Annotated in this window: 23 protein-coding genes and 2 pseudogenes; 12 read left to right on the top strand and 13 right to left on the bottom strand. The window is 38.5% G+C overall.

Annotated features, from left to right (window positions below; translation table 11 throughout):
• Nucleotides 1–171: 171 nt before the first annotated feature.
• The 4 genes from H6F62_RS15555 (at nt 172) to H6F62_RS15540 (ending at nt 3,985) form a co-directional block, all read left to right on the top strand.
• A complete protein-coding gene (locus H6F62_RS15555; protein WP_028082946.1) occupies nt 172–501 on the top strand; it encodes a hypothetical protein in 330 nt (109 codons plus the stop codon).
• Nucleotides 502–826: 325 nt separating this feature from the next.
• Nucleotides 827–2,056 (top strand): ABC exporter membrane fusion protein, encoded by a 1,230-nt coding sequence (locus tag H6F62_RS15550; protein ID WP_137906801.1) that lies wholly within the window; start codon nt 827–829, stop codon nt 2,054–2,056.
• Nucleotides 2,057–2,086: 30 nt separating this feature from the next.
• On the top strand, nt 2,087–3,262 hold the full coding sequence (devC, locus tag H6F62_RS15545; protein ID WP_190372437.1) for an ABC transporter permease DevC: 1,176 nt from the start codon (nt 2,087–2,089) through the stop codon (nt 3,260–3,262).
• A gap of 18 nt (nt 3,263–3,280) precedes the next feature.
• Nucleotides 3,281–3,985, top strand: a complete 705-nt coding sequence (locus tag H6F62_RS15540) for a DevA family ABC transporter ATP-binding protein (RefSeq protein ID WP_190372436.1) — start codon at nt 3,281–3,283, stop codon at nt 3,983–3,985.
• 51 nt (nt 3,986–4,036) lie between these two features.
• Here the strand turns inward: H6F62_RS15540 and H6F62_RS15535 are convergent, their stop codons facing one another.
• From H6F62_RS15535 to petC, 3 genes are all read right to left on the bottom strand, one after another.
• A complete protein-coding gene (locus tag H6F62_RS15535; protein ID WP_190372435.1) occupies nt 4,037–4,810 on the bottom strand; it encodes a glucosamine-6-phosphate deaminase in 774 nt (257 codons plus the stop codon).
• Nucleotides 4,811–4,998: 188 nt separating this feature from the next.
• On the bottom strand, nt 4,999–6,000 hold the full coding sequence (petA, locus tag H6F62_RS15530; protein WP_137906805.1) for a cytochrome f: 1,002 nt from the start codon (nt 5,998–6,000) through the stop codon (nt 4,999–5,001).
• 122 nt (nt 6,001–6,122) lie between these two features.
• Entirely contained in the window at nt 6,123–6,662 is a 540-nt protein-coding gene (gene petC, locus H6F62_RS15525; RefSeq protein ID WP_190372434.1) for a cytochrome b6-f complex iron-sulfur subunit, read from the bottom strand.
• A 335-nt stretch (nt 6,663–6,997) separates the two neighbouring features.
• Here petC and H6F62_RS15520 point away from each other — a divergent pair, with 335 nt between their 5' ends.
• The 4 genes from H6F62_RS15520 (at nt 6,998) to fba (ending at nt 13,252) form a co-directional block, all read left to right on the top strand.
• The gene (locus H6F62_RS15520; protein ID WP_028090991.1) at nt 6,998–7,306 is read left to right on the top strand and encodes a DUF3067 family protein; all 309 of its coding nucleotides are present in this window, start codon (nt 6,998–7,000) and stop codon (nt 7,304–7,306) included.
• 258 nt (nt 7,307–7,564) lie between these two features.
• Nucleotides 7,565–9,859, top strand: a complete 2,295-nt coding sequence (locus H6F62_RS15515; protein WP_190372433.1) for an IMS domain-containing protein — start codon at nt 7,565–7,567, stop codon at nt 9,857–9,859.
• 579 nt (nt 9,860–10,438) lie between these two features.
• Nucleotides 10,439–11,677 (top strand): DUF4912 domain-containing protein, encoded by a 1,239-nt coding sequence (locus H6F62_RS15510; protein WP_137906807.1) that lies wholly within the window; start codon nt 10,439–10,441, stop codon nt 11,675–11,677.
• 501 nt (nt 11,678–12,178) lie between these two features.
• A complete protein-coding gene (fba, locus tag H6F62_RS15505) occupies nt 12,179–13,252 on the top strand; it encodes a class II fructose-bisphosphate aldolase (protein ID WP_028084868.1) in 1,074 nt (357 codons plus the stop codon).
• A 130-nt stretch (nt 13,253–13,382) separates the two neighbouring features.
• On the opposite strand, the pseudogene H6F62_RS15500 reads toward fba, so the two are convergent.
• Nucleotides 13,383–14,259, bottom strand: a pseudogene (locus tag H6F62_RS15500) (IS630 family transposase).
• Between the two features lie 133 nt (nt 14,260–14,392).
• On the opposite strand from H6F62_RS15500, the gene H6F62_RS15495 reads away from it, so the two are divergent.
• Nucleotides 14,393–14,875: a DUF29 domain-containing protein gene (locus H6F62_RS15495; protein ID WP_190372432.1), complete on the top strand. Its 483-nt coding sequence runs from the start codon at nt 14,393–14,395 to the stop codon at nt 14,873–14,875.
• Between the two features lie 260 nt (nt 14,876–15,135).
• On the opposite strand, the gene H6F62_RS15490 is transcribed toward H6F62_RS15495, so the two are convergent.
• The 9 genes from H6F62_RS15490 to H6F62_RS15455 form a co-directional block, all read right to left on the bottom strand.
• The gene (locus tag H6F62_RS15490; RefSeq protein ID WP_190372431.1) at nt 15,136–15,948 is read right to left on the bottom strand and encodes a carbon-nitrogen hydrolase family protein; all 813 of its coding nucleotides are present in this window, start codon (nt 15,946–15,948) and stop codon (nt 15,136–15,138) included.
• 297 nt (nt 15,949–16,245) lie between these two features.
• Complete coding sequence (locus H6F62_RS15485) at nt 16,246–16,899, bottom strand: HAD family hydrolase (protein ID WP_137906810.1); 654 nt, start codon at nt 16,897–16,899, stop codon at nt 16,246–16,248.
• Nucleotides 16,900–17,024: 125 nt separating this feature from the next.
• A complete protein-coding gene (locus H6F62_RS15480) occupies nt 17,025–18,218 on the bottom strand; it encodes an NAD(P)/FAD-dependent oxidoreductase (RefSeq protein WP_190372430.1) in 1,194 nt (397 codons plus the stop codon).
• A gap of 38 nt (nt 18,219–18,256) precedes the next feature.
• On the bottom strand, nt 18,257–18,829 hold the full coding sequence (locus tag H6F62_RS15475) for a GNAT family N-acetyltransferase (protein ID WP_137906812.1): 573 nt from the start codon (nt 18,827–18,829) through the stop codon (nt 18,257–18,259).
• A gap of 26 nt (nt 18,830–18,855) precedes the next feature.
• Entirely contained in the window at nt 18,856–19,986 is a 1,131-nt protein-coding gene (locus tag H6F62_RS15470; RefSeq protein ID WP_137906813.1) for a succinylglutamate desuccinylase/aspartoacylase family protein, read from the bottom strand.
• Nucleotides 19,987–20,104: 118 nt separating this feature from the next.
• Entirely contained in the window at nt 20,105–21,355 is a 1,251-nt protein-coding gene (locus tag H6F62_RS15465; protein WP_190372429.1) for a competence/damage-inducible protein A, read from the bottom strand.
• Nucleotides 21,356–21,390: 35 nt separating this feature from the next.
• Nucleotides 21,391–21,570, bottom strand: coding sequence for a hypothetical protein (locus H6F62_RS21355; RefSeq protein ID WP_347238720.1), 180 nt, complete (start codon nt 21,568–21,570; stop codon nt 21,391–21,393).
• A 45-nt stretch (nt 21,571–21,615) separates the two neighbouring features.
• Nucleotides 21,616–22,182 carry a uridine phosphorylase gene (locus H6F62_RS15460; RefSeq protein ID WP_347238719.1) on the bottom strand — a complete coding sequence of 189 codons (567 nt, stop codon included), beginning with the start codon at nt 22,180–22,182 and terminating at the stop codon, nt 21,616–21,618.
• Nucleotides 22,183–22,197: 15 nt separating this feature from the next.
• Complete coding sequence (locus tag H6F62_RS15455) at nt 22,198–23,730, bottom strand: YifB family Mg chelatase-like AAA ATPase (protein ID WP_190372428.1); 1,533 nt, start codon at nt 23,728–23,730, stop codon at nt 22,198–22,200.
• 120 nt (nt 23,731–23,850) lie between these two features.
• On the opposite strand from H6F62_RS15455, the gene H6F62_RS21050 reads away from it, so the two are divergent.
• The 3 genes and pseudogenes from H6F62_RS21050 to H6F62_RS15440 form a co-directional block, all read left to right on the top strand.
• The gene (locus H6F62_RS21050; RefSeq protein ID WP_242026029.1) at nt 23,851–24,036 is read left to right on the top strand and encodes a hypothetical protein; all 186 of its coding nucleotides are present in this window, start codon (nt 23,851–23,853) and stop codon (nt 24,034–24,036) included.
• 404 nt (nt 24,037–24,440) lie between these two features.
• Nucleotides 24,441–24,791 (top strand): histidine triad nucleotide-binding protein, encoded by a 351-nt coding sequence (locus H6F62_RS15445; RefSeq protein WP_028084856.1) that lies wholly within the window; start codon nt 24,441–24,443, stop codon nt 24,789–24,791.
• A 223-nt stretch (nt 24,792–25,014) separates the two neighbouring features.
• Nucleotides 25,015–25,697, top strand: a pseudogene (locus H6F62_RS15440) (photosystem II q(b) protein); the annotation flags it as partial.

Below are 25,697 nucleotides of genomic sequence, written 5' to 3'. Positions count from 1 at the left end.
TGAAACAACTTGTTGCATATAGGTTGAAATTCTCAAAAAATTAGTTTAATCTATATGATTAAATCAGGGAAATTAAAACAGTGTTTTAGCATCAACTCAGACATTTCAACTCGATTATAACATTTGGCTTCTGCAATATTGGACTTACAAAAACTATAAGGGCTTGCTGGCATGAGACTATCTGAATTAGATCCACTCATCCCGCTGAATGAGTTACGAGAAGACCTCCTCAAATTACCAAAAGGTTACTCATTTTATGAAGATGAATTAGTCGATTTTTTATCACGGAGAAGATGGCCTGAAAGCAATCGTCGAATTGATAGAACAACATTTTGGCGGTGGCGTAATGACAACGCTATTGAACATCAAAAAATCTTTAGTCGTTTGGATCTTCTTAAACTATGTCAAATTTGTGATCATTACCGAGTAGACGGAACACGCAGCGAATACTTGGCAATTATGCGCAAGAAAAAAGAGAAAGAGGTAGTCCTAAATAAATAAAAATCTCGATGTTGGTAATTGGTATTATTAGGAATAATATTTGATATTTGATATTTGCATATAATGGCTAAAATTTTTCAGATGTCACTTATGATTCCTACAGTAACTAATTACCAATTACCTGTCAAAATTTTGATCTTTAAGTAATTAAGTATTTTATATAATCATCAAGTTTTAAAAAATCAGCAAGATTTTGATTAATAGTATTTTGCTGGATATTATATTAGACCCAAGGTTATCAAGAGATGCTATCAAGTGTAATGTCTTTTCTGTCTCTTATTTAGAGTCATAAATTGTCATGTTTCCTAACTTAAAAGACAAAATTATGCTACACAGAGAAAAGCACTCATTAACAAAACCTGTAAGTTTCTGGCCGATAATATTGGCGAGTTCTGGAGTCATAGCTACTGGTGTAATATCTATTTATGGCCTTTCATATTTTCACTTTCAGAAAACTTCAAAATCAGCCTCTACCATATCTTCTATTACCCCTAATTTAGTCCCTACTATTACCGCTGTTGCTGCTTTAGGACGTTTAGAACCCCAAGGAGAAGTAATTTGTCTCTCAGCACCCAATTCTCAAACAGGGATAAGAGTTAATCAACTTCTAGTTAAAAAAGGAGACAAAATTCGTCAAGGACAAGTATTAGCAATTCTTGATAGTTATATTCCTAATCTTGCGGCTTTAGAAAAAGCCAAAGGACAAGTAGAAGTTAGTCAAGCGAATCTTCAGCAAGTAGAAGCAGGTGCAAAATTGGGTGATATTTTTGCTCAAAAAGCCGCAATTTCCCGTTTAGAAGCTGAATTACGAGGATCATTTTTCACACAAAAAGCCACAATTGCTCGTTTAGAAGCTGAATTAAAAAATTCAGAAACCGAAAATAAACGATATCAAAAATTATATCAAGATGGTGCTATTTCTGCTTCTGATGCAGATACTAAAAGATTACGTCGAGATACTGTACAACAACAACTTAATGAGGCTAATGCTAGTTTGAAACGGACTATAGAAACTTTGCAAAAACAGTTAACTGAATCTAAAGCTAGACTCAATAGTATTGCAGAAATTCGCCCCACAGATGTACAAGTTGCCCAAGCAAATCTGCAAAGTGCTAAAGCATCTGTTCAACAAGCTCAAGCCGAGCTAAATTTAAGTTCTATCCGTTCACCTATTAATGGCCAAGTTCTAAAAATTAATACTTGGCCAGGAGAAATAATTGGCAATAGAGGCATCCTAGAATTGGGACAAACGCAACAAATGTATGTAGTTGCAGAAGTCTATGAAACTGATATTAAAAAAGTTCGTTTAGGTCAAAAAGCAATAATCACAAGTGAAGCTTTTCCAGGAAAAATAAAGGGAACAGTTGCAGATATTGGTTTACAAGTTGGTAGACAAAATATCTTTAATACTAATCCCGGTTCAAATACAGATAATAGAATAGTTGATGTGAAAATTCGCATTGATAACTTAGCAGATAATCAACGAGTTTCTAGTTTAACTAATTTACAGGTACAGGCACTTATTCAAATATCAGGGGTAGGTAATAATGAATAGGTAATAGCTAATAGCTAATAGGAGTAAAATATGATTTCAAATATACCTTTAGCTTGGCTACAATTGGTAAAACAAAAAGTACGTTTTTTTGTAGCCTTAGCTGGTATTGCTTTTGTTGCTGTTTTAATGTTTATGCAAATTGGTTTTCAAGATGCTCTTTATGCTAGTGCTACTCAATTACATAAACATCTGGAGGGTGATTTGTTTTTAATTAGCTCCCAATATAAATCTTTGACTTCCACTCAAAGCTTTCCTCGTAGTCGTTTATATCAGATATTGGGTTTTAATGGCATAGAATCAGTCGCACCTTTATATCTACAATTTGCTAAACTTAAAAACCCCATAAATGGCCGCAAATATCCTATTTATGTCCTGGGATTTGAACCAGTCAAATCTATATTTAGATTACCGGAAATTGAACAAAATTTTCAATTATTAAAAATTCCTGATCAAGTATTTTTTGATCGGGCTGCACGTCCAGAATTTGGTCCAATTGCTGAATATTTTCAAAAGAATCAACCCATAACTATGGAAATATTTAGTTATTTAGCTACTGTTGGTTATAAAGTTAAAGTTAGTGGTTTATTTAGTCTTGGTCCTTCCTTTGGTGTAGATGGTAATTTAATTGTTAGTTCTTCTACTTTTTTTAAAATCTTCCCAGAACATGGCGCAAATGAAGTGGATATAGGCTTAATTCATCTCCAAGCAAATGTTAATCCTCGGACAATTTTAGCAACTTTATCTAAAAGTTTACCTAGTGATGTCATCATCATGAACCGTCAAGAATTTATTGATTTTGAAAAAAGCTATTGGACATTAAGAACACCAATTGGATTTGTATTTAATTTGATGGTAATGATGGCTTTTGTAGTCGGTGTAATTGTTGTTTATCAAATTCTTTATAGTAATATATCTACTCATTTCGTCCAATTTGCTACCCTCAAAGCTATGGGATTTAGAAATAAATATCTTTTAAATGTTGTATTTCAGCAAGCTTTGATTTTAGCTGTCTTGGGTTATATCCCCGGTTTTGCTATTTCTCTAGGATTATATGACGTTGCTAAAGATGCAACTAAATTACCAATTGTTATGGATTCAAGCAAGGGATTATTAGTATTTACTTCTGTAATTTTTATGTGTTTAACTTCTGGTTTCTTTTCTACCAATAAACTTCGTAAGGTAGATCCAGCGGAAATTTTTAATTAATTAATAATCTCACTAAAAATGCAATATTTACCTGGTAACAATATTTTGGAAATCACCAATCTTCATCATTACTTTGGTCATGGTAAATTAATTACTCAAACTTTGTTTGATATTAATTTGACTATCAAAGCTGGAGAAATTGTGATTATGACTGGACCTTCTGGTTCAGGAAAAACTACTTTATTAACATTAATTGGTGGTTTACGTTCTGTACAAGCGGGGAGTTTAAAATTCAATGGTCAGGAATTATTAGGCGCTAGTAAGGAAGAATTAGTACAAGTTCGTCGTCAAATTGGTTATATTTTTCAAGCTCATAATTTACTAGATTTCCTCACAGCTATGCAAAATGTTCAAATGTCTTTGGAATTACAGCATAATATTTCTCAATGGGAATCTTATATCCAGTCAGAAACAATGCTCAATGCTGTGAAATTAGGAGATAGAATTAATTATTATCCCTCTGATCTTTCCGGGGGACAAAAACAACGGGTAGCTATCGCTCGCGCTTTGGTTAGTCGTCCTAAGTTAGTATTAGCTGATGAACCTACGGCTGCTTTAGATAGTAAATCAGGACGAGACGTGGTTAATTTGATGCAGCAATTAGCCAAAGAACAAGATTGTACGATTTTAATTGTTACTCATGACAACCGAATTTTAGATATTGCTGACAGAATCATTACTATGGAAGATGGTCATTTAATGCAGCAAATCAGGAATATATAGATCCCTAACTTCTTTAATAAGTCGGGAATGTCGTTATTTAACTTTATTTAATTAAGATAATAAACTAGCAGAATTGACATCTAAAAATAAACTAGCTTGAGGTTGTTCACGCAAAATGGAAGCTGGACAATTTGTGATAATATCTCCTGTTAACATAGTTTCAACTATGCTTGATTTTCTGCTGTCTGGTACTAAACAAATTATTTTTTTAGCAGCACAAATCATGGGAATAGTTACAGTAAATGCGTATTGGGGAACATCTGCTAAATTCGCAAAATATCCGGTATTCACTTGTTGTTGACGGTTAACATCATCTAGTTTGACAAGTTTAACTTGAGCAGGATCTTGAAAATCTGCGACTGCTGGATCATTAAATGCTAAATGACCATTTTCACCCAAACCTAAACAGCATAAATCTATGGGTTGATTTTCTAAAAGTTTACTATAGCGATCGCATTCCGCTACTGGTTGTAACGTATCTCCTTCGATATAATAAAATCTTTGAGGATTGACCTTTTCTTCTACCCGTTCCCGCAAATAATGACGAAAACTTCCAGGATGATCTGATGTAATTCCCAAATATTCATCTAAATGGAATAAAATTACCCGTGACCAATCTATTTCCCCTAAAGCTATTAAAGCATCTAAAAACCGAATTTGGGAATTACCTGTAGCTAATAAAATAGCAACTTGATTTTGTTTATCAAGCAGATTTTGTAAATACTGATGTGTGATTTTAGCCACACTTTTAGACATTGCTATTTCAGAAGTGTAAATTTCTACCAACAGATTATCAACATAAAAAGATTTTGTAGGTTCTGTCATTTACCTGTTACCAATAACCAATAACTAATTATAAAAAAAGACAGGCTTTTTGCCTGTCAAATAGCTGATAATTTAGCAAATAATTCAGAATCAGGAATCATCTAAGTCCAAATAAATAAAATTTGCACTATCATACTTAATTCCTGACTTGACAATTATTCTGACTTCTGACCCCTAAATTATTGAATTTAGAAATTCATTTCCGCAGCTTGGACTTTTTCTACTTGTTTCTTCTTGAGAACTAGCATTACTTGTGCTAACATCACCAAACAAATAAAAGCAACTAACCATGCAACTCTGGAGGAATCTTGTAAGACGATTTCTGCATCTTTTTGTCCGAAACCACCAACGTTAGGGTTATTAGTCAAAGCATCACCAGTGTTAACTGCTTGTCCTTCGGCAACAATTAATTCTGGTCCAACGGGAATTGTATCGGTAACAACATCACCAGCAGCCGTTGTGATACTAATTAGATTCTTAACGTTACCGTCCTCATCTTCTGTTTGAGCAATTTTGCTAATTGTACCCGTAGCGGAAGCGTTGAATAAGTTATTATTGCTCTTTTCACCAGTGGGGTAAACTTGTCCACGGCCACGATTACCGCCTACATGAACAGCGTATTTGCCAAAGTGAATATTTTTGTCTGTAGCGGGGTTAGGAGAAAGAACAGGGAAAACAATTTCTTGATATTCTTCACCAGGTAATGGTCCGACAATGACAACATTTTCCTTATCATCAGTGTAAGGGGTGAAAGTCATATCACCCACTTCCGCCTTCATTTCTTCAGGAATACGATCTTCTGGCGCAATCTTGAAGCCTTGAGGCAACATTAACACAGCCCCAACATTTAAGCCAACCTTAGAACCATCCGCGCCTACTTGTTGCACGCTGGTATCATAGGGAATTTTCACAACCGCTTTGAATACGGTATCAGGAAGTACAGATTGAGGAACTTCTATCTCCGTATTTTTAGCTGCTAAGTGACAGTTAGCACAAACAATCCGCCCTGTTGGTTCGCGGGGAGTTTCAGGAGCGGTCTCCTGGGCCCAGAAAGGATAAGCAGCAGCAGTTTGTGGTCGGGTTATATCGCTAGTGAAGAAAAAAGTCACGGTAGCGATCGCTATTAGCAATGTATTAACCATCACTTTAGCGGTGCGAGTTAATCTCGCTGGTGTAAGGGCATTTCTCATCTCTATAAAGTCATTTGTCAGTGGTTAGCGGTCATTGGTCGGTGGTCATTGGTCATTGGTCAAGAGTTGATGAAAATCCCTTTTGTTCTTGACTGGAGACTAATAACTTTTGCACTATGTATTTAAGCCCACCAAGCGGCATCCCCAGTACGGAAGTCAGTTTCCGTCCAAGGAGTTAACAGAACTTTGTCTTCTTCAACTTTTGCATGAGCTAGGGCTAAAGATTTTGGTGCAGGACCACGAATCACCTTACCAGTAGCGTCATACTGTGAACCATGACAAGGACATTTAAACTTGTTTTCAGCCACATTCCAGGGGACAACACAACCTAAATGCGTACAAATAGCATTAATTCCGTAGTCAGCGATCGCTTCTTTACTTTGAACTACAATGTAGGTAGGATCGCCCTTGAGTCCTTGTACCAGAGTGCGGTCTCCCACATTATGACTATCCAGAAATTGACTGACTGAAACATCGTTACCCAATTCGTTCTTAGCTACTGTACCGCCGCCAGCGCCACCACTAGCAGGGGGAATGAAGTAGTTAACAACAGGGTACAATGCACCTAACGCTACTCCGGTAACAGTCCCGAAAGTGAGCAGGTTCATAAATTGACGACGACCCATATCGGGTACATCATTGGTTTCAGAAAATTGAGCCATAATCTACGCGCTGTTTGTGTAATTTATTAACCATTTCGACAAGAGTACCAGCACTGGAGTAATTCTTGTCTGCATCGAACTAATAACGCCCGCAGCGATGCTGTACCTCTTTGTGCAAGACTCAAGTGAGCATCTTTTCTGTTAGCATTACATTTCTTTATATCCTTATCATACTGGACTCACGGAACTTAACATCATAACTAAATGTAAAATCTAAATAAGAGCAGGGAACAGGAAAGGGGAAACCCAGAGGAAGATAATTTTTTCTCATACTCCCCACTCCGTAATCACCAATGCCAAAATCCAAAATCCAAAATCCAAAAGCCAAAATTACTATGACTGGAAAAGAATTACGCCAACTGTTAATTAATAAATGGGGACAACCCTATGATGTCCAGTTTCGCCGCACCCAGGGTAAAATCTTCTTGCAAATCATGTGGAAGTACCAAGGCCAAGCTTCTTTCCCCTTGAGCGAAAGCGATTACCAAGATCATCTTGACAGCATTGCTAATTATCTCCATGCTTTAGGAGGAACACAACAAGTAGAAACTTTTATTACCGATACCAAAGAGCGTCCCCGTCTCGGTAAAGCAGTTAGCATTCCTCTTGATTTGGGTGAACGTGCCTCCGAATGGATTGTCTAAAAATTAGGGTATAGTGGGTTAGGCCAATACAATAAAATATCACTATGAGTTAAAAATTCCCGATTTAAGATATAAATAAAAATAAAATTATCGGGCAGAAAATAAGATATCTGTTACTATCTACACCTATAGTGCTAGATCAACACGGTATTAATAAAGCTATGATTATGAGACGGTTTTGGCAGCCTAGTATGCTCTAGGTGAATTATGTTAATTTTTACGAGATGCTACGAGAACACAGTGCAGGGGACGTAAGCTGTGCGAATTCCGCTCGATTACTACAGAATTTTGGGATTACCGTTAGCGGCAACTGAGGAACAATTGCGCCAGGCATACAGCGATCGCATTGTCCAACTACCGCGACGGGAGTATTCAACTACGGCTATATCTTCTCGCAAAGACTTAATTTCAGAAGCTTATATGGTTTTATTAGATGCTAAAAAGCGCAAGTCCTACGATGAGCTTTATCTATCTCATATCTATACTGATAACACAACTGCTGATCAAGCGCCATTGCCCCTATCTCCCACAGAGACTAACTCCCAACGTCTTGATCCTTCAACTCTCAGCATCGAAATCAGCCCAGACCGATTTGTTGGTTCTTTGTTAATTCTCCAAGAACTAGGAGAATATGAGTTGGTATTAAAACTTGGTCGTCCGTACTTAGTCAATAAAACTGGTAAAATTAGCGTCAAAACAGGTAATCGTCTCACTCAAACCGAAATTCCCGAAAACCCAAATTTGCCAGATATTGTCCTCACAGTGTCTTTAGCTTGTCTAGAGCTAGGACGGGAAGAATGGCAACAAGGTAACTATGAAAATGCGGCAGTTTCTTTAGAAACAGGTGAAGAATTATTGGCCAGGGAAGGATTATTTCCCACGGTTCGCGCCGAAATGACGGCTGATCTTTACAAACTCCGTCCTTATAGAATTTTGGAACTATTAGCACTGCCAAAAGAACAGGTCGCTAAACGCCAACAAGGACTAGAATTATTACAAGGTATTTTAGAAGATCGTGGCGGCATTGATGGCAGTGGCAATGATCAATCAGGGTTAAATATAGATGATTTTTTGCGATTTATCCAGCAAATTCGGCATTTTTTAACAGTATCAGAACAGCATAAACTCTTTGAATTAGAAAGTAAACGTCCTTCAGCCGTGGCCACATATTTAGCAGTATACTCCTTAATCGCCAGAGGTTTTGCCCAACGACAACCAGCTTTAATTCGCCAAGCCAAGCAAATGTTAATGCAATTAGCAAAACGCCAAGATGTACATTTAGAACAATCTCTTTGTGCTTTGCTGATGGGACAAACCGAAGAAGCCACCCGTGTTTTAGAACTAAGTCAAGAATATGAAGCTTTAGCGTTTATTCGAGAAAAATCCCAAGACTCACCCGACCTGTTGCCAGGACTGTGTTTATACACTGAAAAATGGTTACAAAAAGAAGTATTTCCCCATTTCCGTGATTTAGCAAAACAGAAAGCCGCTTTAAAAGATTATTTTGCAGATAGACAAGTACAGGCTTATTTAGAATCATTGCCTACAGATGCTCAAACAACTGAATGGGCAGTGATCAATCCTCAATCCTTTCCCCAGCCAGATACTAATCATTTCCCTCACCATCCTCGTGAAACCGGAGAAACTCACCAATATCATCACCAACCATCCAACCCTGAGTTACTAGAAACACACCATAGCCCCCACCATGAACCTAGCCAGATTTCCATGCCAAGATGGAATCATGTTGCAACCAATGGAAGTGTAGCCAAGCAAGGATCACAAATACCCGTAACACCAACAGCGGCAACCCCCAACAGAAAACCACATCCAGGTAATAACATTTCTAAAGCAGCTACAAACCACCAGCACCCAAGGCGCAGACGACGCAAACCCAGCGCCAATAACATTCCACAACGTTTTTTACAGTCTCAAACTAATTTCCTCAGTAGCCTAGATCCGAAAACACGCTTAGTTTGGATGGTGTTCTTCTCATTAGGAGGAGTAGTAGTTTTTTCGTTGTTAGTATCAACAACTGTGGAATTGGTCAAAAATATCTTCTTTTCCAACCCATCATTAGAGGGAGAACAGTTAGCAATAGAACTAAATCAACCACCGATAACCATTCCTGACCCCAACGGCCAACCTGAAGCAAGGGACGAAGAACTAACAAATAAGACAGCCAAGGAAGTAATTGAAACTTGGTTATCTGTTAAAGCAGCAGCTTTAGGGGAAAATCATGACATTGATGGTTTAAACAAAATTTTAACAGGTCAGGTTTTATCGCAATGGCGTTCATTAGCCCAGCAAGAACAAGAAGATAAACGCTATCGGCAATATAAACATGATGTAAAAGTAGAATCTGTCTCTAAAAAAGGCACAGATAAAAATTATGTATCTGTAGACGCTACGGTACAAGAAGTTACTCATTTCTATGAAAATAGCCGACAAAAAAAGTCTTCTCATGAAAACTTGCGTGTTCGCTATGAGTTGGTTCACAAAGAAGGTAAATGGCTAATTCAGCGAATGTCAGTAATTCAGACGTTTTTGTAATTAGTTAGTTGAGTGAGTTGTGCGTTGTCAGTTTTTCCCTGTTACCTGTCCCCTGTTACCTGTCCCCTGTCACCTGTCCCCTGTCACCTGTCCCCTGTCACCTGTCCCCTGTCACCTGTCACCTGTCCCCTGTCACCTGTCCCCTGTCACCTGTCCCCTGTCACCTGTCCCCTGTTCCCTGTCCCCTGTTCCCTGTTCCCTGTTATAAATATTCTCCTTTGCCTGAAATGTTATGAAATCTTGACAATAATACCCTAGTTAACGGCAATATGTTAAGGTTTCATGACAAAACGATCCCCAAAGGGCTGATAACTACGTGAAATACGGTAAAATCCATGTTTAGACCCCTTGATTCCTGGATAGTTTTACTGGTTAATATTTACTTAACAACTCTTTGCAATTCTCAAGCTAAGAATTTAGAGCAGTTGGGATCTTAATAAAAAAAACAGACAGTAAACAAATTTAAAACTGGGGTTTTGTCCAGGAGTCAGTGATAAAAAAATCTGGGTAGATGATATTTGATCAAACTCTATTTTAACCCGGAAAAACTTACCTTTCAAACTACTGGAGGCCAAATTAATGGCAAAAGAACGCCCACCGCTAGAAGAGATGACACTACGGCAATTACGTAAAGTTGCCAGTGAATATTGTATATCTCGCTATAGCAGAATGCGTAAATCGCAATTATTAACATCAATTCAAGATGTTCAGCGTAGCAAATTCTCACTCAGTTCATCTCGTACACAGGAGGCACAAGAAACCGTGGAAGCAACAAAATTTGAATTAGGCCAAGAAGATCGTACTGGTGGTTCTCTTGCTGATGTTGATGAAGCACTAGGGGATTTACCCGCAGGTTATGGTGAAAGCCGGATAGTTCTATTACCCCGCGATCCTCAATGGGCTTATACTTACTGGGATATTCCTAACGACCATAAAGAAGAACTCCGTCGTCAAGGTGGACAGACCCTAGCTCTGCGGATTTATGATGTCACTGATGTTGATCTAGATTACCAAAGTCCTCACAGCTTGCAAGAATACCCTGCGGATGAACTAGCGAGAGAATGGTACTTGCCAATTCCCGTGAGCGATCGCGATTATGTGATAGATGTAGGTTATCGCACCGCTGATGGTGGCTGGTTAGTATTAGCCCGTTCTGCTAGAGTACATATTCCTCCCGTCTATCCTTCCGATTGGATTGAAGATGTCTTTATCACTGTAGACTTTGAAGAAGACTTACGCGCTAAGACCTTCTATGAACTAGTTCCCCCATCTAAGAAATTACCAACTGTTACTGCTAGTGGTGGAAACCCGATTTACGAACAAATCTTTGGCCTAGCAGAATCCGCTGAAGCTCAACGAGTTGCGGGTTCTCTATTCGGTTCTATGCAGCACGTCCCTGGTTCTGCTGCTCCAGAACAAGCCATCAGTTCCTACGTTTTCCCATCTGGTGTAGGTATGTGGGCTGTTCCTAACGTATCTGGTTTAACTATGTCCGGTGTGGGAATGTCCGGTTTCTCCGCTGGTGCTGTTCCCGCGCGTCCCCGCAAATTCTGGTTAGTTGCTGATGCTGAATTGATTGTTTACGGTGCAACCGAACCTGATGCAAATGTCACTATTGGTGGTCGTCCCATTAAACTCAATTCGGATGGTACATTCCGCTTCCAAATGTCTTTCCAAGATGGTTTAATTGACTACCCAATTCTAGCTATTGCGGCTGATGGTGAGCAATCTCGTTCTATTCACATGAAGTTTGAGCGGGAAACACCTTCTCGTAATACTAATACCAAAGATGAAGCTGTTCTGGAATGGCTTGCATAATTGCTGTATTTGAAGATTAACCATAACTGCATTTGTTGATTTCACCCACTATAGAAATAGTATAGTGGGTTTTTTATTGAAAAAAAACAAACAACTTCAACTGATTCAGGACTTACGCAACTGGCATAACAGATGAGATTGTAGTTAGGACTTTAGTCCTATCTTGGGGTCACTATGATAACACTCATCAGGGCTAAAGCCCTGACTACAAACAAAAGATTAGAATTTTATTTTTTGTGACACTTACGTACATCCTAAAATATTTTTGTTGTTACTGAAACTTGATTCAATCAAATGCTGATATTTAGTACTTATTTATACTTGAACAGTACATAAATTGAGAAAATCAGCGAGGAAAATTTTTCAACATAAGCAACCACTACTAGCTATAATTTTTTATAAGTTGAAAAAAACATTAAGATTAGCGTAAAAATTACATTAAAATAAAGATTACGCTTCTATTAAACTGACTGGCTGATACCCAAATTAGGAGGAATATATATGGCGCTTGTACCTATGCGGTTGCTTTTGGATCACGCTGCTGAACACGGTTATGGCATTCCCGCTTTTAACGTTAACAACTTGGAGCAGATTCAGGCAATCATGAAAGCAGCGACTGAAACAGACAGTCCTGTGATTTTACAAGCTTCTCGCGGCGCTCGTAATTATGCAGGGGAAAATTTCCTCCGCCACTTGATTTTAGCTGCGGTAGAAACCTATCCTCAGATTCCCATTGTCATGCACCAAGATCATGGTAATGCTCCTTCTACCTGCTACTCAGCTATTAAGAACAATTTCACCAGTGTAATGATGGATGGTTCTTTAGAAGCTGATGCTAAAACTCCTGCCAGCTTTGAATATAATGTTAGAGTTACCAGTGAAGTTGTCAACGTCGCTCACTCTTTAGGTGTCAGCGTTGAAGGTGAACTAGGTTGTTTGGGTTCTCTAGAAACTGGTGCTGGTGAAGCTGAAGACGGTCACGGTTTTGAAGGTACACTAGACCATTCTCAACTATTAACTGATCCTGATGAAGCTGTTGACTTTGTAGAAGCTACTCAAGTAGATGCTTTGGCTGTAGCTATCGGTACTAGCCACGGTGCTTATAAGTTTACCCGCAAACCAACTGGCGAAATTTTGGCTATTAGCCGCATTGAAGAAATTCACCGTCGTTTACCTAATACCCATTTGGTAATGCACGGTTCTTCTTCTGTCCCTGAAGATTTGTTGGCGCTAATTAACCAATATGGTGGCGAAATTCCTGAAACCTACGGTGTACCTGTAGAAGAAATTCAAAAAGGTATTAAGAGTGGTGTACGTAAGGTAAATATTGACACTGATAACCGTTTAGCGATTACTGCGGCTGTGCGGGAAGCTTTGGCGGCTAACCCCAAGGAATTTGATCCTCGTCACTTCCTCAAACCTTCCATTAAATATATGCAGAAGGTTTGCGCTGACCGTTATGTACAGTTTGGTACTGCTGGTAATGCAAGCAAGATTAAGCAAGTTTCTTTGGAAGATTTTGCTGCTAAGTATGCTAAGGGTGAATTGGTCATGAGGGCTGCTGCTAAGGTTTAATCTTTCTTAGCAATAAATTAAGGTGTAGCTAGGCTATGCCTTTACAGAAGTAAACTGGGAAACGTTACTGTTTCCCGGTTTTTTATATTAATTGTAATTACTTATAAATTTATAGCTGTAGCCAAGTTAATTAGGACGCTGCTTGCTTGAGAACGATTTCCATTGCATCACGTAAATTGTCTGATGTGGATAAAAGCTTACGAATTCTACTTTTCAAAGTAGCCCAACACTTTTCAATTCGATTGAGATCAGGTGAATAAGGCGGTAAGTAAACTAACTGACACCCAGCCTCTTCAATTAATTGAGCAATCCGACCACCACGATGAAAGGTAGCGTTATCAACAATCACCCACTCACCGGGACGTAGCATCGGAATCAAACAAGTTTCTAGCCAGGTCTCAAACACTGTACGATTACACGCCCCTTCGACTGTAAATGGCGCAATTATTTGCCCTTCTCGATAGCCAGCAATCATGTTGATACGACCTTTGCGCTGACCTGATTTGAGGTCATAAAAGCGTTCCCCGGCTGGGGAGTATCCGTAACCGTAATTATCGCGTTCATCCATGCCAGACTCATCAACATATACTAGATGGGGTTTATAGGGTTTTTCAGTTGCGCCAAGAACGCTGACCGCTTGGCTTCATCTCGTTGAATATATCCGTATGTTTTTTTTTACGAGTATGTCCTATCTTTTGCAATGCTCTAGAAATTGTGCGTTGGCTAATATCTCCTTCCCATAGCTGTGCCATTTCACTTTGGGTTTTATCCCCATGCTCTTTCACAAAGGTGCGAAACTTCTCCCCATCCTTGATTTTACCGTTCTGCGGCGATGTTTTTCTCTGTTTAGGTTTGATATCACCCGTTTCGGCTTGACGCTTAAACCACAAGTTAATTGTGTTGCGACTGATATTGAACAATTGGCTTGCTTCACACTTCTTGAGACCGTCCAATTCGATCGCCTGCATTACCTTTTGCCGAAAATCATCACTATAAGGTTTAGCCATTGAAATGAGGTAGACGCTATGGGAACTCTTATAGTTTATGTCCTAATCTTGATGGCTATAGCTATACTTGAGAATAACATCCCTGTGATGAATGTGATATAGTAAGACAATGGCGTAAATAAGGCTATCTGTTATGACTACCAATTTACAATCTACATTCTTAAGTAGTTATATTTATGATCAGGATTATTGTTTGTGGATAGAAACTACAGCTAAGTTGTTACGCAATCGCCAACTAGAACAAGTTGATTTTGAGCATTTGATTGCAGAAATAGAGGACATGGGGAAAGAAAAACGACGTGAATTAAAAAACCGACTCATAGTTTTACTAATGCACTTGCTTAAATATCAATTTCAACCTGAAAAACGTTCTTCTAGTTGGGTAAGTACAATTTGGGAACAGTTTTATCAAATTGAATCTTTATTGGAGGATAGTCCTAGTCTCAAACCTTATTATTTAGAACTATTTTCTGATTGTTATTTAAAAGCTGTTCGCGCTACTAGTACGGAAACTAAATTATCTATTCAGGTTTTTCCTATTGACTCTCCTTTTGAGCCTTTGGATGTCATTAATTCTGATTTTATCATGACACTGCTGAGTCAGGAGGAAATTTAATTTTTATTTTTGGTTAAATTAGTGTAATTGTCATTAGCTAAACTTAAATTTAGTTTAAGTTAATTATATTTTAAATCTTCTATTTGGCGGTGATTTGTAATTCAATATAACGTTCGCGTAGCGTGTCGATAGCTTGCGTAGCGACGCAGGAGCTATAGACATACCACTCCAGGCACAGACAACAGATATGGGGGTTTAGGGAGGGATATTTTGCGTAAGTCCTGTGTAGGAATGATCGCGGGCAAGATGCCCGCACTACATTAAAATACGCGATGTTGTAAAGATGGCATTTGTCGGCGTACTTGTTCTAATCGAGTAGGTTTAATTTCGGCGATCGCTACTCCCGGTTTTTCGCCGGCATCTGCTAAAATTACACCCCAGGGGTCTATAATCATAGCGTGTCCATGGGTTTGGCGACGGTGATAATTATTACCAGTTTGAGCAGGAGCAATCACGTAGCAGGTATTTTCTATCGCCCTAGATTGTAACAATACTTGCCAATGGTCTTTCCCTGTAAAAGCCGTAAAAGCGGCGGGTATAAATAAGACATCTGCACCGTGACTGGATAAATGGCGATATAATTCAGGGAAACGGACATCATAACAAATAGACAGGCCAATTTTGCCCAAATCAGGGGAAGAATAGACAGAAGGTAATTCTTGTCCAGCCATGACGGTACTTGATTCTTGATAAGTATTACCATCAGGGACATTGACATCAAATAAGTGTACTTTTTGGTAACGGGCGAGTTCTTGACCGTTAGGACTGACAAGTAACGCTGTATTATAGACTTTACCATTACCATTTACAGGGATAGGGAAGCCGCCGCCGAGAATGGTAACTTGAAAACGTTGTGCCATTTGGTGAAGAAATGTTTCCGTGGCTTGGGCGATCGCAATTCCTTGTGCTATTTTATCTTTTTCTTCACCCATAAAAGAGAAATTTTCTGGTAAACCCACTAATTCCGCACCTTGACGCACGGCCAAATCAATTAATTCTTCTGCTTGGTCCAAATTTTTTTGTAAATCCGGTACACTGGTCATTTGAATAGCGGCGGCTAAATAAGACTTCATAGATTCAAGAACAAACGGTAGATTGAAACAATACAGATATTCAATAAGTAGGTTAGCGTCAAAAATTGTCGTTATGACAAGAGGAAAGAGGATTGGGGAAATTTTACTTTTCCTTACATACTGTGGTTTTTTGTGCCTCTCTACTCATATCTTTATATCATCTTTATATCATATTAGTTTGAACAATTTACAACACCTATCTTCCGCATTCACCCAATGGTTTAAAATCTATTTCACAGATGATATTTTTATTGTCAGTGGAAGCAAACTACAAGCTAGATATTATGCTAGATAGTATTACAGACTGGGATTACGGTTAATCCAAATCGCTCTCATTCCTGCTGCTTTAGCACCTTGATAGTCATCCCTGATACTGTCGCCAATGTGCCATGCGTCTTCCGGGGAACAATTGTGCTTTTTTAAAGCGATTTTAAAAATTTCTGGATCTGGTTTAGCGGCACGGACTTGAGTAGAAATGGTGACAGAAGTAAAATATTCTTTCAGCCCCAAACCTTGTAATACCAAGTATAAACGGGAATCAAAATTAGATAAAACACCCAATTCAACCCCTAAGCGTCGCCAGTTCATTAAAGCTAAGAGAACATCAGGATAAACATACCAAGGTTCAGGAGTACCAAAGTGAATATAAAGTTCACTAAAAAAAGCGGAAAAATCAGTAAAATCTTTGAGAACACCTGCACCTTCAAAAGTATTTAAAGCAATAATGCGCCACCAATCATATTCGCGTTGGGGAATATCTTTAATATCTGTGTTAGGAAATATAGGTGGTGGTGCGGACTTAAAGCTTTTAATAAAGTTTTGATCTAAAATTTGGGCGGAAACTTCGACACCAAATTCCTGGGCGATTTGTCGGTAAATTTCACCTATACTAGTTTTAACACCAAACAATGTGCCTACAGCATCTAGAAAAATTACTTTGGGTTTTTTCATAATAATTAATATTTAAGTCCTCAGTAGTGGGTAAATACATAGCAATGATATCTGAATTTGTGTGGCTTACGTTTCAGATCCCCGACTTCTGCGAGAAATCGGGGATCTTGATCTTAATTTTGAAATTATTGGGAAATGGCTTGTATTATAGGGCTAAATAACCAGTTAAAACCGACTTTTAACTGATGATTTAATGTGGGTAAACGATAGAGATAAGCCAGACGACGGGCTAAATACGCAAAAGAACCGTCTAATTGCACACCCAAACCTGTGAGAGTGGCGTTATCTATTCCTAAAGCCATCATTTCCCCTAATGGTTGATAGCGGAAGGGAAGGAGGGGACGATTGGTAATAGCAGCCCAGATATTCCATGCGGTATAATCAGCTTGTTGAAATGCGACTTGGGCTGTTGCGGGGACTTGCTTTCCTTCTGCGTCGAGACAGTCTGCTAAATCCCCTAAAGCGAATATTTCGGGATGTTCCAGAACTTGTAATTGGGGTGTGGTGGTAATTTGTCCGCGCTGATTTTGCTTGACTGGTAAAGCTGTCACCACTGGAGAAACCTTTGTTCCTACTGTCCAAATTACCAAATCCACGGGAATGGTGTCTACTTGACTTTTATACTCCAAAGAGATACTATCTTTGTCAATGGCGACTACTTTGGTTTCTAAGTCAATAAATACGCCTTTGCTATCTAAGGCTTTTTTAGCGGCTTCACGGTTAAATTCTGGAGAAGTTCGTAAAATTTGATCACCGACCTCAATGAGGCGAAAACGTCCTTTTTGTCCGATTCTATCTGCTAATTTACAAGCTAATTCTACCCCACTGTAACCCCCACCAACTATGGCGACACGGATTTTTTCTGGGTTTTTTGCTTCTAAAATTCGCAGCCGTTCTTCCAATCGGTAAGCGTCAGTAATAGTACGAAATGGGTAGGCATTGTCAGTAGCACCGGGAACTAAGTCTAGAGGGGTTTCGCCACCTAATGCTAATACTAAGTGGTCATAATTCAGTTCTGATTTATTTGCTAATTGGACTCTTTGCTGGTTGATATCTATGGCGGAAACCGTGGATTGGTAAAATTGAATACCTGTTTCTTGGAGTAATTCGGAGTAAGGTGGGGCTATTTCCCAGGTTTGGAGTTCTCTGGTCAGGAGTTCGTAAAGTAGGGGAGAAAAGACAAAGCGATCGCTCTGATCTACTAAAATAATTTCAGGTTTTGGTGTAGATTCCCAGGGTAATTGGCTTAAGCGTAGCGCGGTGTAGAGGCCACCAAAGCCACCACCGAGTATACAAATTTTTGTAGTTGGTTGAGTCATAATTTTTTTAGCAACTAAATTCCAGTCAGATATTTATTTTAGTGTAACGATTTATTGCGTTCTCTTGCCATTAGCCAACAATCCTGATATTTACCTTCGTGTAAATCATGACCTGATAAAAGCTTGACTTTGACAAAACCACATTTTTCATAACAGCGAATAGCGCGAAAATTTTTCACATTAGGATCGATAACGATTTTAGCAGCTTTCAGGCGATTAAAAAGATAATTTATAGCAGATAAAAGGACTTTTGTACCAATTCCCTGATTCCAATATTGAGTTTCACCAATAAATAAGTCAATACCATAAACATTATTAGTGTTTTCCAGCAAATACATTTGTTTAATATTTTCTGGTAATTTATGCAAATCATAATATTGTAAATAGCCAATTTCCAAATTTTGATATGAGAAAATACAGGGAATTAAAGGTTCTTCTCCTTTAATTCTAGGTTGATAGATTTCTATAACTTTTTCTAAATCAAAAGGATCATCTCTACCACCATAGAATTGTAATACTTTTTCATCACTACGCCATTTTTCCATTAATTGATAATCATGGATATCATCTTTCATGGGACGAATAGTAATTTGGTCTTTGATGATTAACATGAAAATTAAATACTGCTAATTATAAACTACATAGTTGCTAGTACAAATTCTCCTTCATTAACGGAGTTATTTATTGATATATCATAAACCAAACCTGTTTTCTCGGCATAAATATGAATAGTTGTGGGTAATTCACCGATTTTATTGAAAGTGAGAACCTCATATAATAAATCTCCCTGATTAACTAAAGTACCTAATTTAGGTTTAGATAAAATCATTCCTCCTACAGGACTCCAGTATTTTTTAATTTGACTGAGTGAACGAAAACTGATTTGATGGGATCTAGTTTCTGGTTGGGTTAAATCCTGTATTTCTAAAATGCCTTTTTGAGTTAAATAACTTTTAATTCCGCGCACTCCTTTAGATACTGAATCTGGATTCATTTGCATTCCAGTTCCTAATTCTAGGGTCCATGCTTCTATATCAAATCTGATTTTTTCGCCGGTTAATTTTGACAAAGCATCCTCTAAAGCCAACCAAGGTTTGATAAATGATTCATCAAAAGCATCACCATCATATTCATCAAATATAATACCATAATTGAGGAGAAATAAATTAGCACTATCTTCTCGATTTCGGAAACAATAGAGATATTCTATTCCTTCTCCAGTGTGACTATGTAAATCAATTACGTAGTCTGCATCTAAATAAAGAGATTGCAACTTATAGCGATATTTATCAGTTAGTTGTACACTACTAGGGGAATTTATTTTTTCTAAAAGACTGTCGAAACTAGATTTGATTTTTTGAAAAAAATTATACTTAATAGTGTCTATATCTAAGTCAATTTGAGTACAGGCAAATTCTTCTATATGATCATGTTGTTTTTCATAATCCCAAAAAATTCTATTCCAATTTTTACTATCATAAATATTGAATCTACCAGTGGAAAAGTGATGATTTCGCTGGTTAACAGCCAAAGGATTACAAACAGGAACAAGCCAAATTTCTCCTATTAGCTGAGTATTGTCTAGTGTGATTAAGAAATCAATGAGTTGGGAAATAACAGCATTACCAACAATTTCCGCACCATGTAAATTAGATTGTATATACACCTTTTTACCTGATTTAGCACCAAAAAACTTATATATCTGGAGAGAAAGAAAGTCACCAGAAGCGAGTTGAAAAACGGGAATAGTGGAAACAATGGGAATCATAAATAAAATCCAATAGTCGCTAAAAAACTTGTTTTAAGTATGTCAACACCCCTTCAGACTTAATTTTCTATTTTGATCTAGTTTAAATGCTGAAGGGGTGAATGAACCTAGACAAAACCTATCTTGTCAATAACCGCCGTCGTAAATTGTCTAAAGACGCATTGGCACTAACATAACGAATTAAAGAACGTCCGCGAATCGCTCCCAAACGATGTTCAAAACTTATGACTTGATCTCCAGGACCTGCTAACCCGATATATACTAAACCCACTGGTTTGTCTTCTGTCCCTCCAGTCGGTCCAGCAATTCCCGTAATACTTAATCCCCAAGTAGTTGAAAGACGATTTTTAATACCGATAGCCATTTGTTCGGCCACAGTCGCACTCACAGCGCCAAATTTATCTAAATCTTCTGGGTTGACTCCTAATAATCCAACTTTTACTGAATTATCATAAGCAATTACACCACCCCAAAAATAATCAGAACTACCAGGAATTTCTGTTAACATTTGCCCTAGTCCTCCACCCGTGCAAGATTCTGCTACTGATAGTGTTTCCTGGGAAGACCTTAACAAATTACCAACTACTGAAGCCAAACTGTCATCATCAGCACCGTAATAATCTAAGCCAGCAATTTCTATCAGTTGTTTTTCCACTGGTACAATTAAAGCCTGGGCTGTTGTTGCGTCGGTGGCTTTAGCGGAAATTCTTAATCTGACTTCTCCTTTGCCTGCATAGGGCGCTACTGTGGGATTAGTTAGGTCAAAGTAAGCAGCCACTTTTTCGGCTAAAGCTGATTCTCCAATACCCCAAAACCTTAAACTGCGGCTGTAAATAATTTCTTTTCCCCAACCTTGACTTTTAAGAAAAGGTACGGCTGTTTCTGACCACATTCGATACATTTCGCTGGGAACACCAGGGAATGTAAAAATAGTTAATCCAGTGCGAGGTTGCCAAATCATACCAGGTGCTGTGCCTGTGGGGTTGGGTAAAATTTCCGCACCTTGGGGAATTAGGGCTTGTTTGCGATTATTGGGAGACATGACTCGTCCCCGTTGGGCAAATTTCTCTGCTATATCTTCGACGATATCGGCTCGTTCTACTAAAGGAGCGCCAAAAAAATCAGCGATAGTTTCACAGGTGAGATCATCGGGTGTGGGTCCTAAACCACCTGTAAAAATGAGAATTTGCACTCTAGAAGCAGCAATTTCGATAACTTGCTTGAGTCTGTCTGGATTATCCCCTACTACTGTTTGATAGTAGTGGGGAATGCCTAGTTTTGCTAATTCTTGAGCAAGATATTGGGCGTTGCTATTCAGAATATCTCCTAGTAGCATTTCTGTACCAACACAAATAATTTCTGCACTCATGATAGTTCTTGATGATGTGAATAAACTTAAGAAACTTAAGTAAGTATTTGATCTGACTGGAAATTTGTAGCTGCGTGAATGGCGGTTAAAATTGCATTGTTGATAGCTAAATCCTCTGTTGATAAGATAATATTTTCTGACATGGTACGTTGAGCAATGACAGCACAAACAGCCGCCGCCACAAAATTATATACACCTGCCATTTTAAATAACATTCCCGATTCCATTTCATAATTGAAAATATTTAATCGGCGATATTCTTAGGTAATTCTCTCAAGAGAAAGTATTAAATAGGGATTAGCTGAATTAGTCCGTTCTTGTCCTTCATAAAAGGTATCAACTGAGGCGGTAATTCCCAAATAATGCTCAATTTTTAATTCTTGTGCTGCTTTGACTAAAGCCACGGTCAGGAAAGGATCTGCTATAGCTGGATACTCTACAGGTGCGATATCATTAGCTGCTCCTTGACGACACAAAGCCCCTTTACTAATAACAATACTCCCTACAGATATATGCGGTTGAATTGAGCCACAAGTACCAATACGAATTATTTGTCGAATACCTACTTGCACTAATTCATTAACTACAATACTCAAGGAAGGCGCACCCATTCCACTAGTAGCAGATAAAATCTTTTTTCCATTGGGTAAATAGCCTAAATAGCTATGGAGTCCACGATTTTCTGACAATATACGTACATCCTGTAGATAGGTTTGGGCGATGAAATTAGCCCGCTGGGGATCACCTGATAATAAAGCAATTTCGGGAGGAAATTTACCTAAATCTTCTTTGCTAAAACCAATATGATATAGCATTTTATTATCCATATTTTTGGAGGTTTTTTACTGCATTCTATCAATTGTCCGATATTGAATTGCTTCTGCTACATGGTGGGGTTTAAGATTTTCATCTCCTGCTAAATCTGCTATAGTGCGTGCTACTTTTAAAATGCGATCACTTGCTCTTGCGGATAACCCTAATTTCCTAATTGCAGATTCTAATAAATTACGACTAGGATCATCTAATTTACACCATTTTTGCAGATGACGACTTTGCATTTGGGCATTACATTGTAAATTTCTTTCTTCTTGAAAGCGAATTAGAGAAAGTTCTCTGGCTTTTTCGACTCTTTGGGCTACAGATTTTGATGTTTCTCCTGTTGGTTGTTGGGTTATTTCCTCTGGTTTCAAACGATTTACTGCGACTTGTAAATCAATTCTATCCATTAATGGTCCAGACAATTTTGCCCAGTATTGTTCTCGTTGTCGAGGTGAACAAGTGCAGGCTTGAATTGTATCACCATAATAACCACAAGGACAGGGATTTGTACTAGCTACTAATGTAAATTGAGCAGGAAAAGTGACAGATTGCTTAGTTCTAGAAATTGTCACATAACCATCTTCTAAAGGTTGACGTAAAAACTCTAAAACGTCTCTTTTAAATTCGGTTAATTCATCTAGAAAAAGTACACCTCTATGGGATAATGAAATTTCACCAGGACGGGGAAAAGTACCACCACCAACTAAAGAAGGACCAGAGGCAGAATGGTGGGGACTTCTAAAAGGACGATCTTTTACTAAAGAACCACGATTTTTTAATAATCCAGCTACAGAATGAATGCGTGTAACTTCTAACGATTCGGAAAAACTTAAAGGTGGTAAAATCCCCGATAAGCGCCTTGCTAACATTGTTTTTCCACTTCCGGGTGGTCCAACAAAAATCAAATTATGTCCCCCGGCTGCGGCAATTTCTAAGGCTCTTCTAGCATGAGCTTGTCCTTTGACATCTTGCAAATCTGCTAAATTTAAAGATGTTTCTGAGGGGTTTTCTAGGCTTTGATTAAACTGTACAGGTTTGTAATTTTTGGGATGATTTAATAAGTCTACTACATCAGCAATATGTTGACAACCATAAACTGATAAACCTTCAACAACAGCCGCCTCTTGAGCATTATCAACGGGAACAATAATACCGGAAATTCCCATTTTTTTTGCCGTTGCAGCAATGGGTAAAATACCAGCAACAGGACGCAAACTACCATCTAAAGAAACTTCTCCTAAGAATAAAAAATCTCCTAACAAATCAGCGTTAACCTGTTCAGAAGCTGCTAAAATTCCTATACTAATTGGTAAATCAAAAGCAGGTCCTTCTTTGCGTAAATCCGCAGGAGTTAGATTAATGACAATTTTCCGCATGGGAAAGGCAAAACCGGCATTTTTTAAGGTGGCTTTTACTCGTTCTTTAGATTCTTGAATGGCTGAATCTGGTAAACCTAAAATCACAATTCCCGGTAAACCCCCAGAAACATCAACTTCCACTCCCACCTTAACCGCGTCAATTCCAACAATAGATGCACTCCAAACTCTAGCCAGCATTTTTTACATATCAATAAACTTTATCCATATCAAAGCAGATTTTTAGGTAAATTAACAATGGGTGAAATCACTCAAGAAGATTGTTAATATAACAATAGCAGCTAAAGATGCAGGTGGCTTATGGTTCAAGCATTAACAAAATTATTAACCTGTGCAGAATTTATCTTTCAATACGGTAACAACCCCCGCTATGAACTTGCAGAGGGAGAAGTGATTGACATCGAACCAACTGGACTAGATAAAGCCGTTGGTGGTAAACTGGCAACTAAACTGGGTATTGCTATTACTCATGCTGAACTTCCCTAGTTTATGCCGCGCACCTGTCTAATCTGTCCTTTTGCAGAAACAGCCACAGCCCGATGACCTGATATTCTAGTATTAGATGAAACTGTGCTACACCATGAACCTTTAGGAGAGTTTATTAAATCAACTCTTTTACCTTCGCCGCAACTGCGTTTAGATGATATTATGCCGCGAAATTGTATAAATGTTAGTTAGGATATTCTAAATATGAGAAAAATAATTTTTTTCAATATCGCTTGGTCTTAATTCCTCTTTTACCCAATTGTTGGGTGCGAGGCTAATTAAGCGTTTGGTCAGGTCTGGACATAGAGCTATAGATAGATGCACTAATTAAATAACAACTTAACTTTTAATCGTCTGTTCTAACCATCGCTTAAAATCTTGAGCAGATGAGTAAGTAAAACTGCATGAGTCAGAACACAGAAACGATTTTCAGTAAAATCATTCGTAAAGAAATTCCCGCGCATATTGTTTATGAAGACGATTTAGCCCTGGCCTTTACAGATGTTAACCCCCAAGCACCAGTTCACATCCTTGTTATCCCCAAAAAACCCATAGTTAACCTGGCCACCGCTGAACCTGAAGATCAAGCTCTCTTGGGACATCTTCTATTAATAGTGCAAAAGGTTGCAGCACAAGCCGGACTAGAAAACGGTTATCGAGTAGTTATGAATACCGGTGTTGATGGCGGTCAAACAGTCCATCATTTGCATATACATATACTAGGCGGTCGTTCTATGTCTTGGCCTCCTGGTTGATTTTTACATCCAAAATAGTCCATAATTCCTGTGGGGTGGGCATCCTGCCCGCCCAATTATGACAAGAGCTTCTGTAAATTCCATCATATCAGAAAAACTAATGACTTTCATAACTAATACTTACTTTAAATATCTTTACAAATCAAAACATAAGGCTTAATATAAATTCATGAGGTAGAAACACCTACCAAAACATACATAACTCAAACGCCATTATAAACACATGACCACAACATTACAGCAGCGCCAAAGCGCTAACGTATGGGATCGCTTTTGCGAGTGGATTACCAGCACAGATAACCGCCTATACATCGGTTGGTTCGGAGTATTAATGATCCCTACTCTCTTGAGTGCGATCGCTTGCTTTACTATCGCTTTCATTGCAGCACCTCCCGTTGACATTGACGGTATCCGTGAGCCAGTTGCAGGTTCTTTACTATACGGAAATAACATTATTTCCGGTGCAGTAGTTCCTTCTTCTAACGCTATAGGTTTACACTTCTACCCAATTTGGGAAGCAGCTTCTTTAGATGAGTGGTTGTATAACGGTGGTCCTTACCAGTTAGTAGTATTCCACTTCTTGATCGGCGTATTCTGCTACCTCGGTCGTGAATGGGAACTTTCTTACCGCTTGGGAATGCGTCCTTGGATTTGCCTAGCCTTCTCTGCTCCTGTAGCAGCAGCTACCGCAGTCTTCTTGATTTACCCCATCGGTCAAGGTTCATTCTCTGATGGTATGCCTTTAGGTATCTCCGGTACATTCAACTTCATGATTGTGTTCCAAGCAGAACATAACATCTTGATGCACCCCTTCCATATGTTAGGTGTAGCTGGTGTATTCGGTGGTTCTTTGTTCTCTGCAATGCACGGTTCTTTGGTGACATCTTCCTTGGTTAAAGAAACAAC

The sequence above is a fragment of the Anabaena sp. FACHB-1391 genome (genome assembly GCF_014696755.1).
GTDB lineage: Bacteria > Cyanobacteriota > Cyanobacteriia > Cyanobacteriales > Nostocaceae > Dolichospermum > Dolichospermum planctonicum.
The sequence above is the reverse complement of the archived record's forward strand: the minus strand, read 5'-3'. Positions and strand labels throughout refer to the sequence as shown.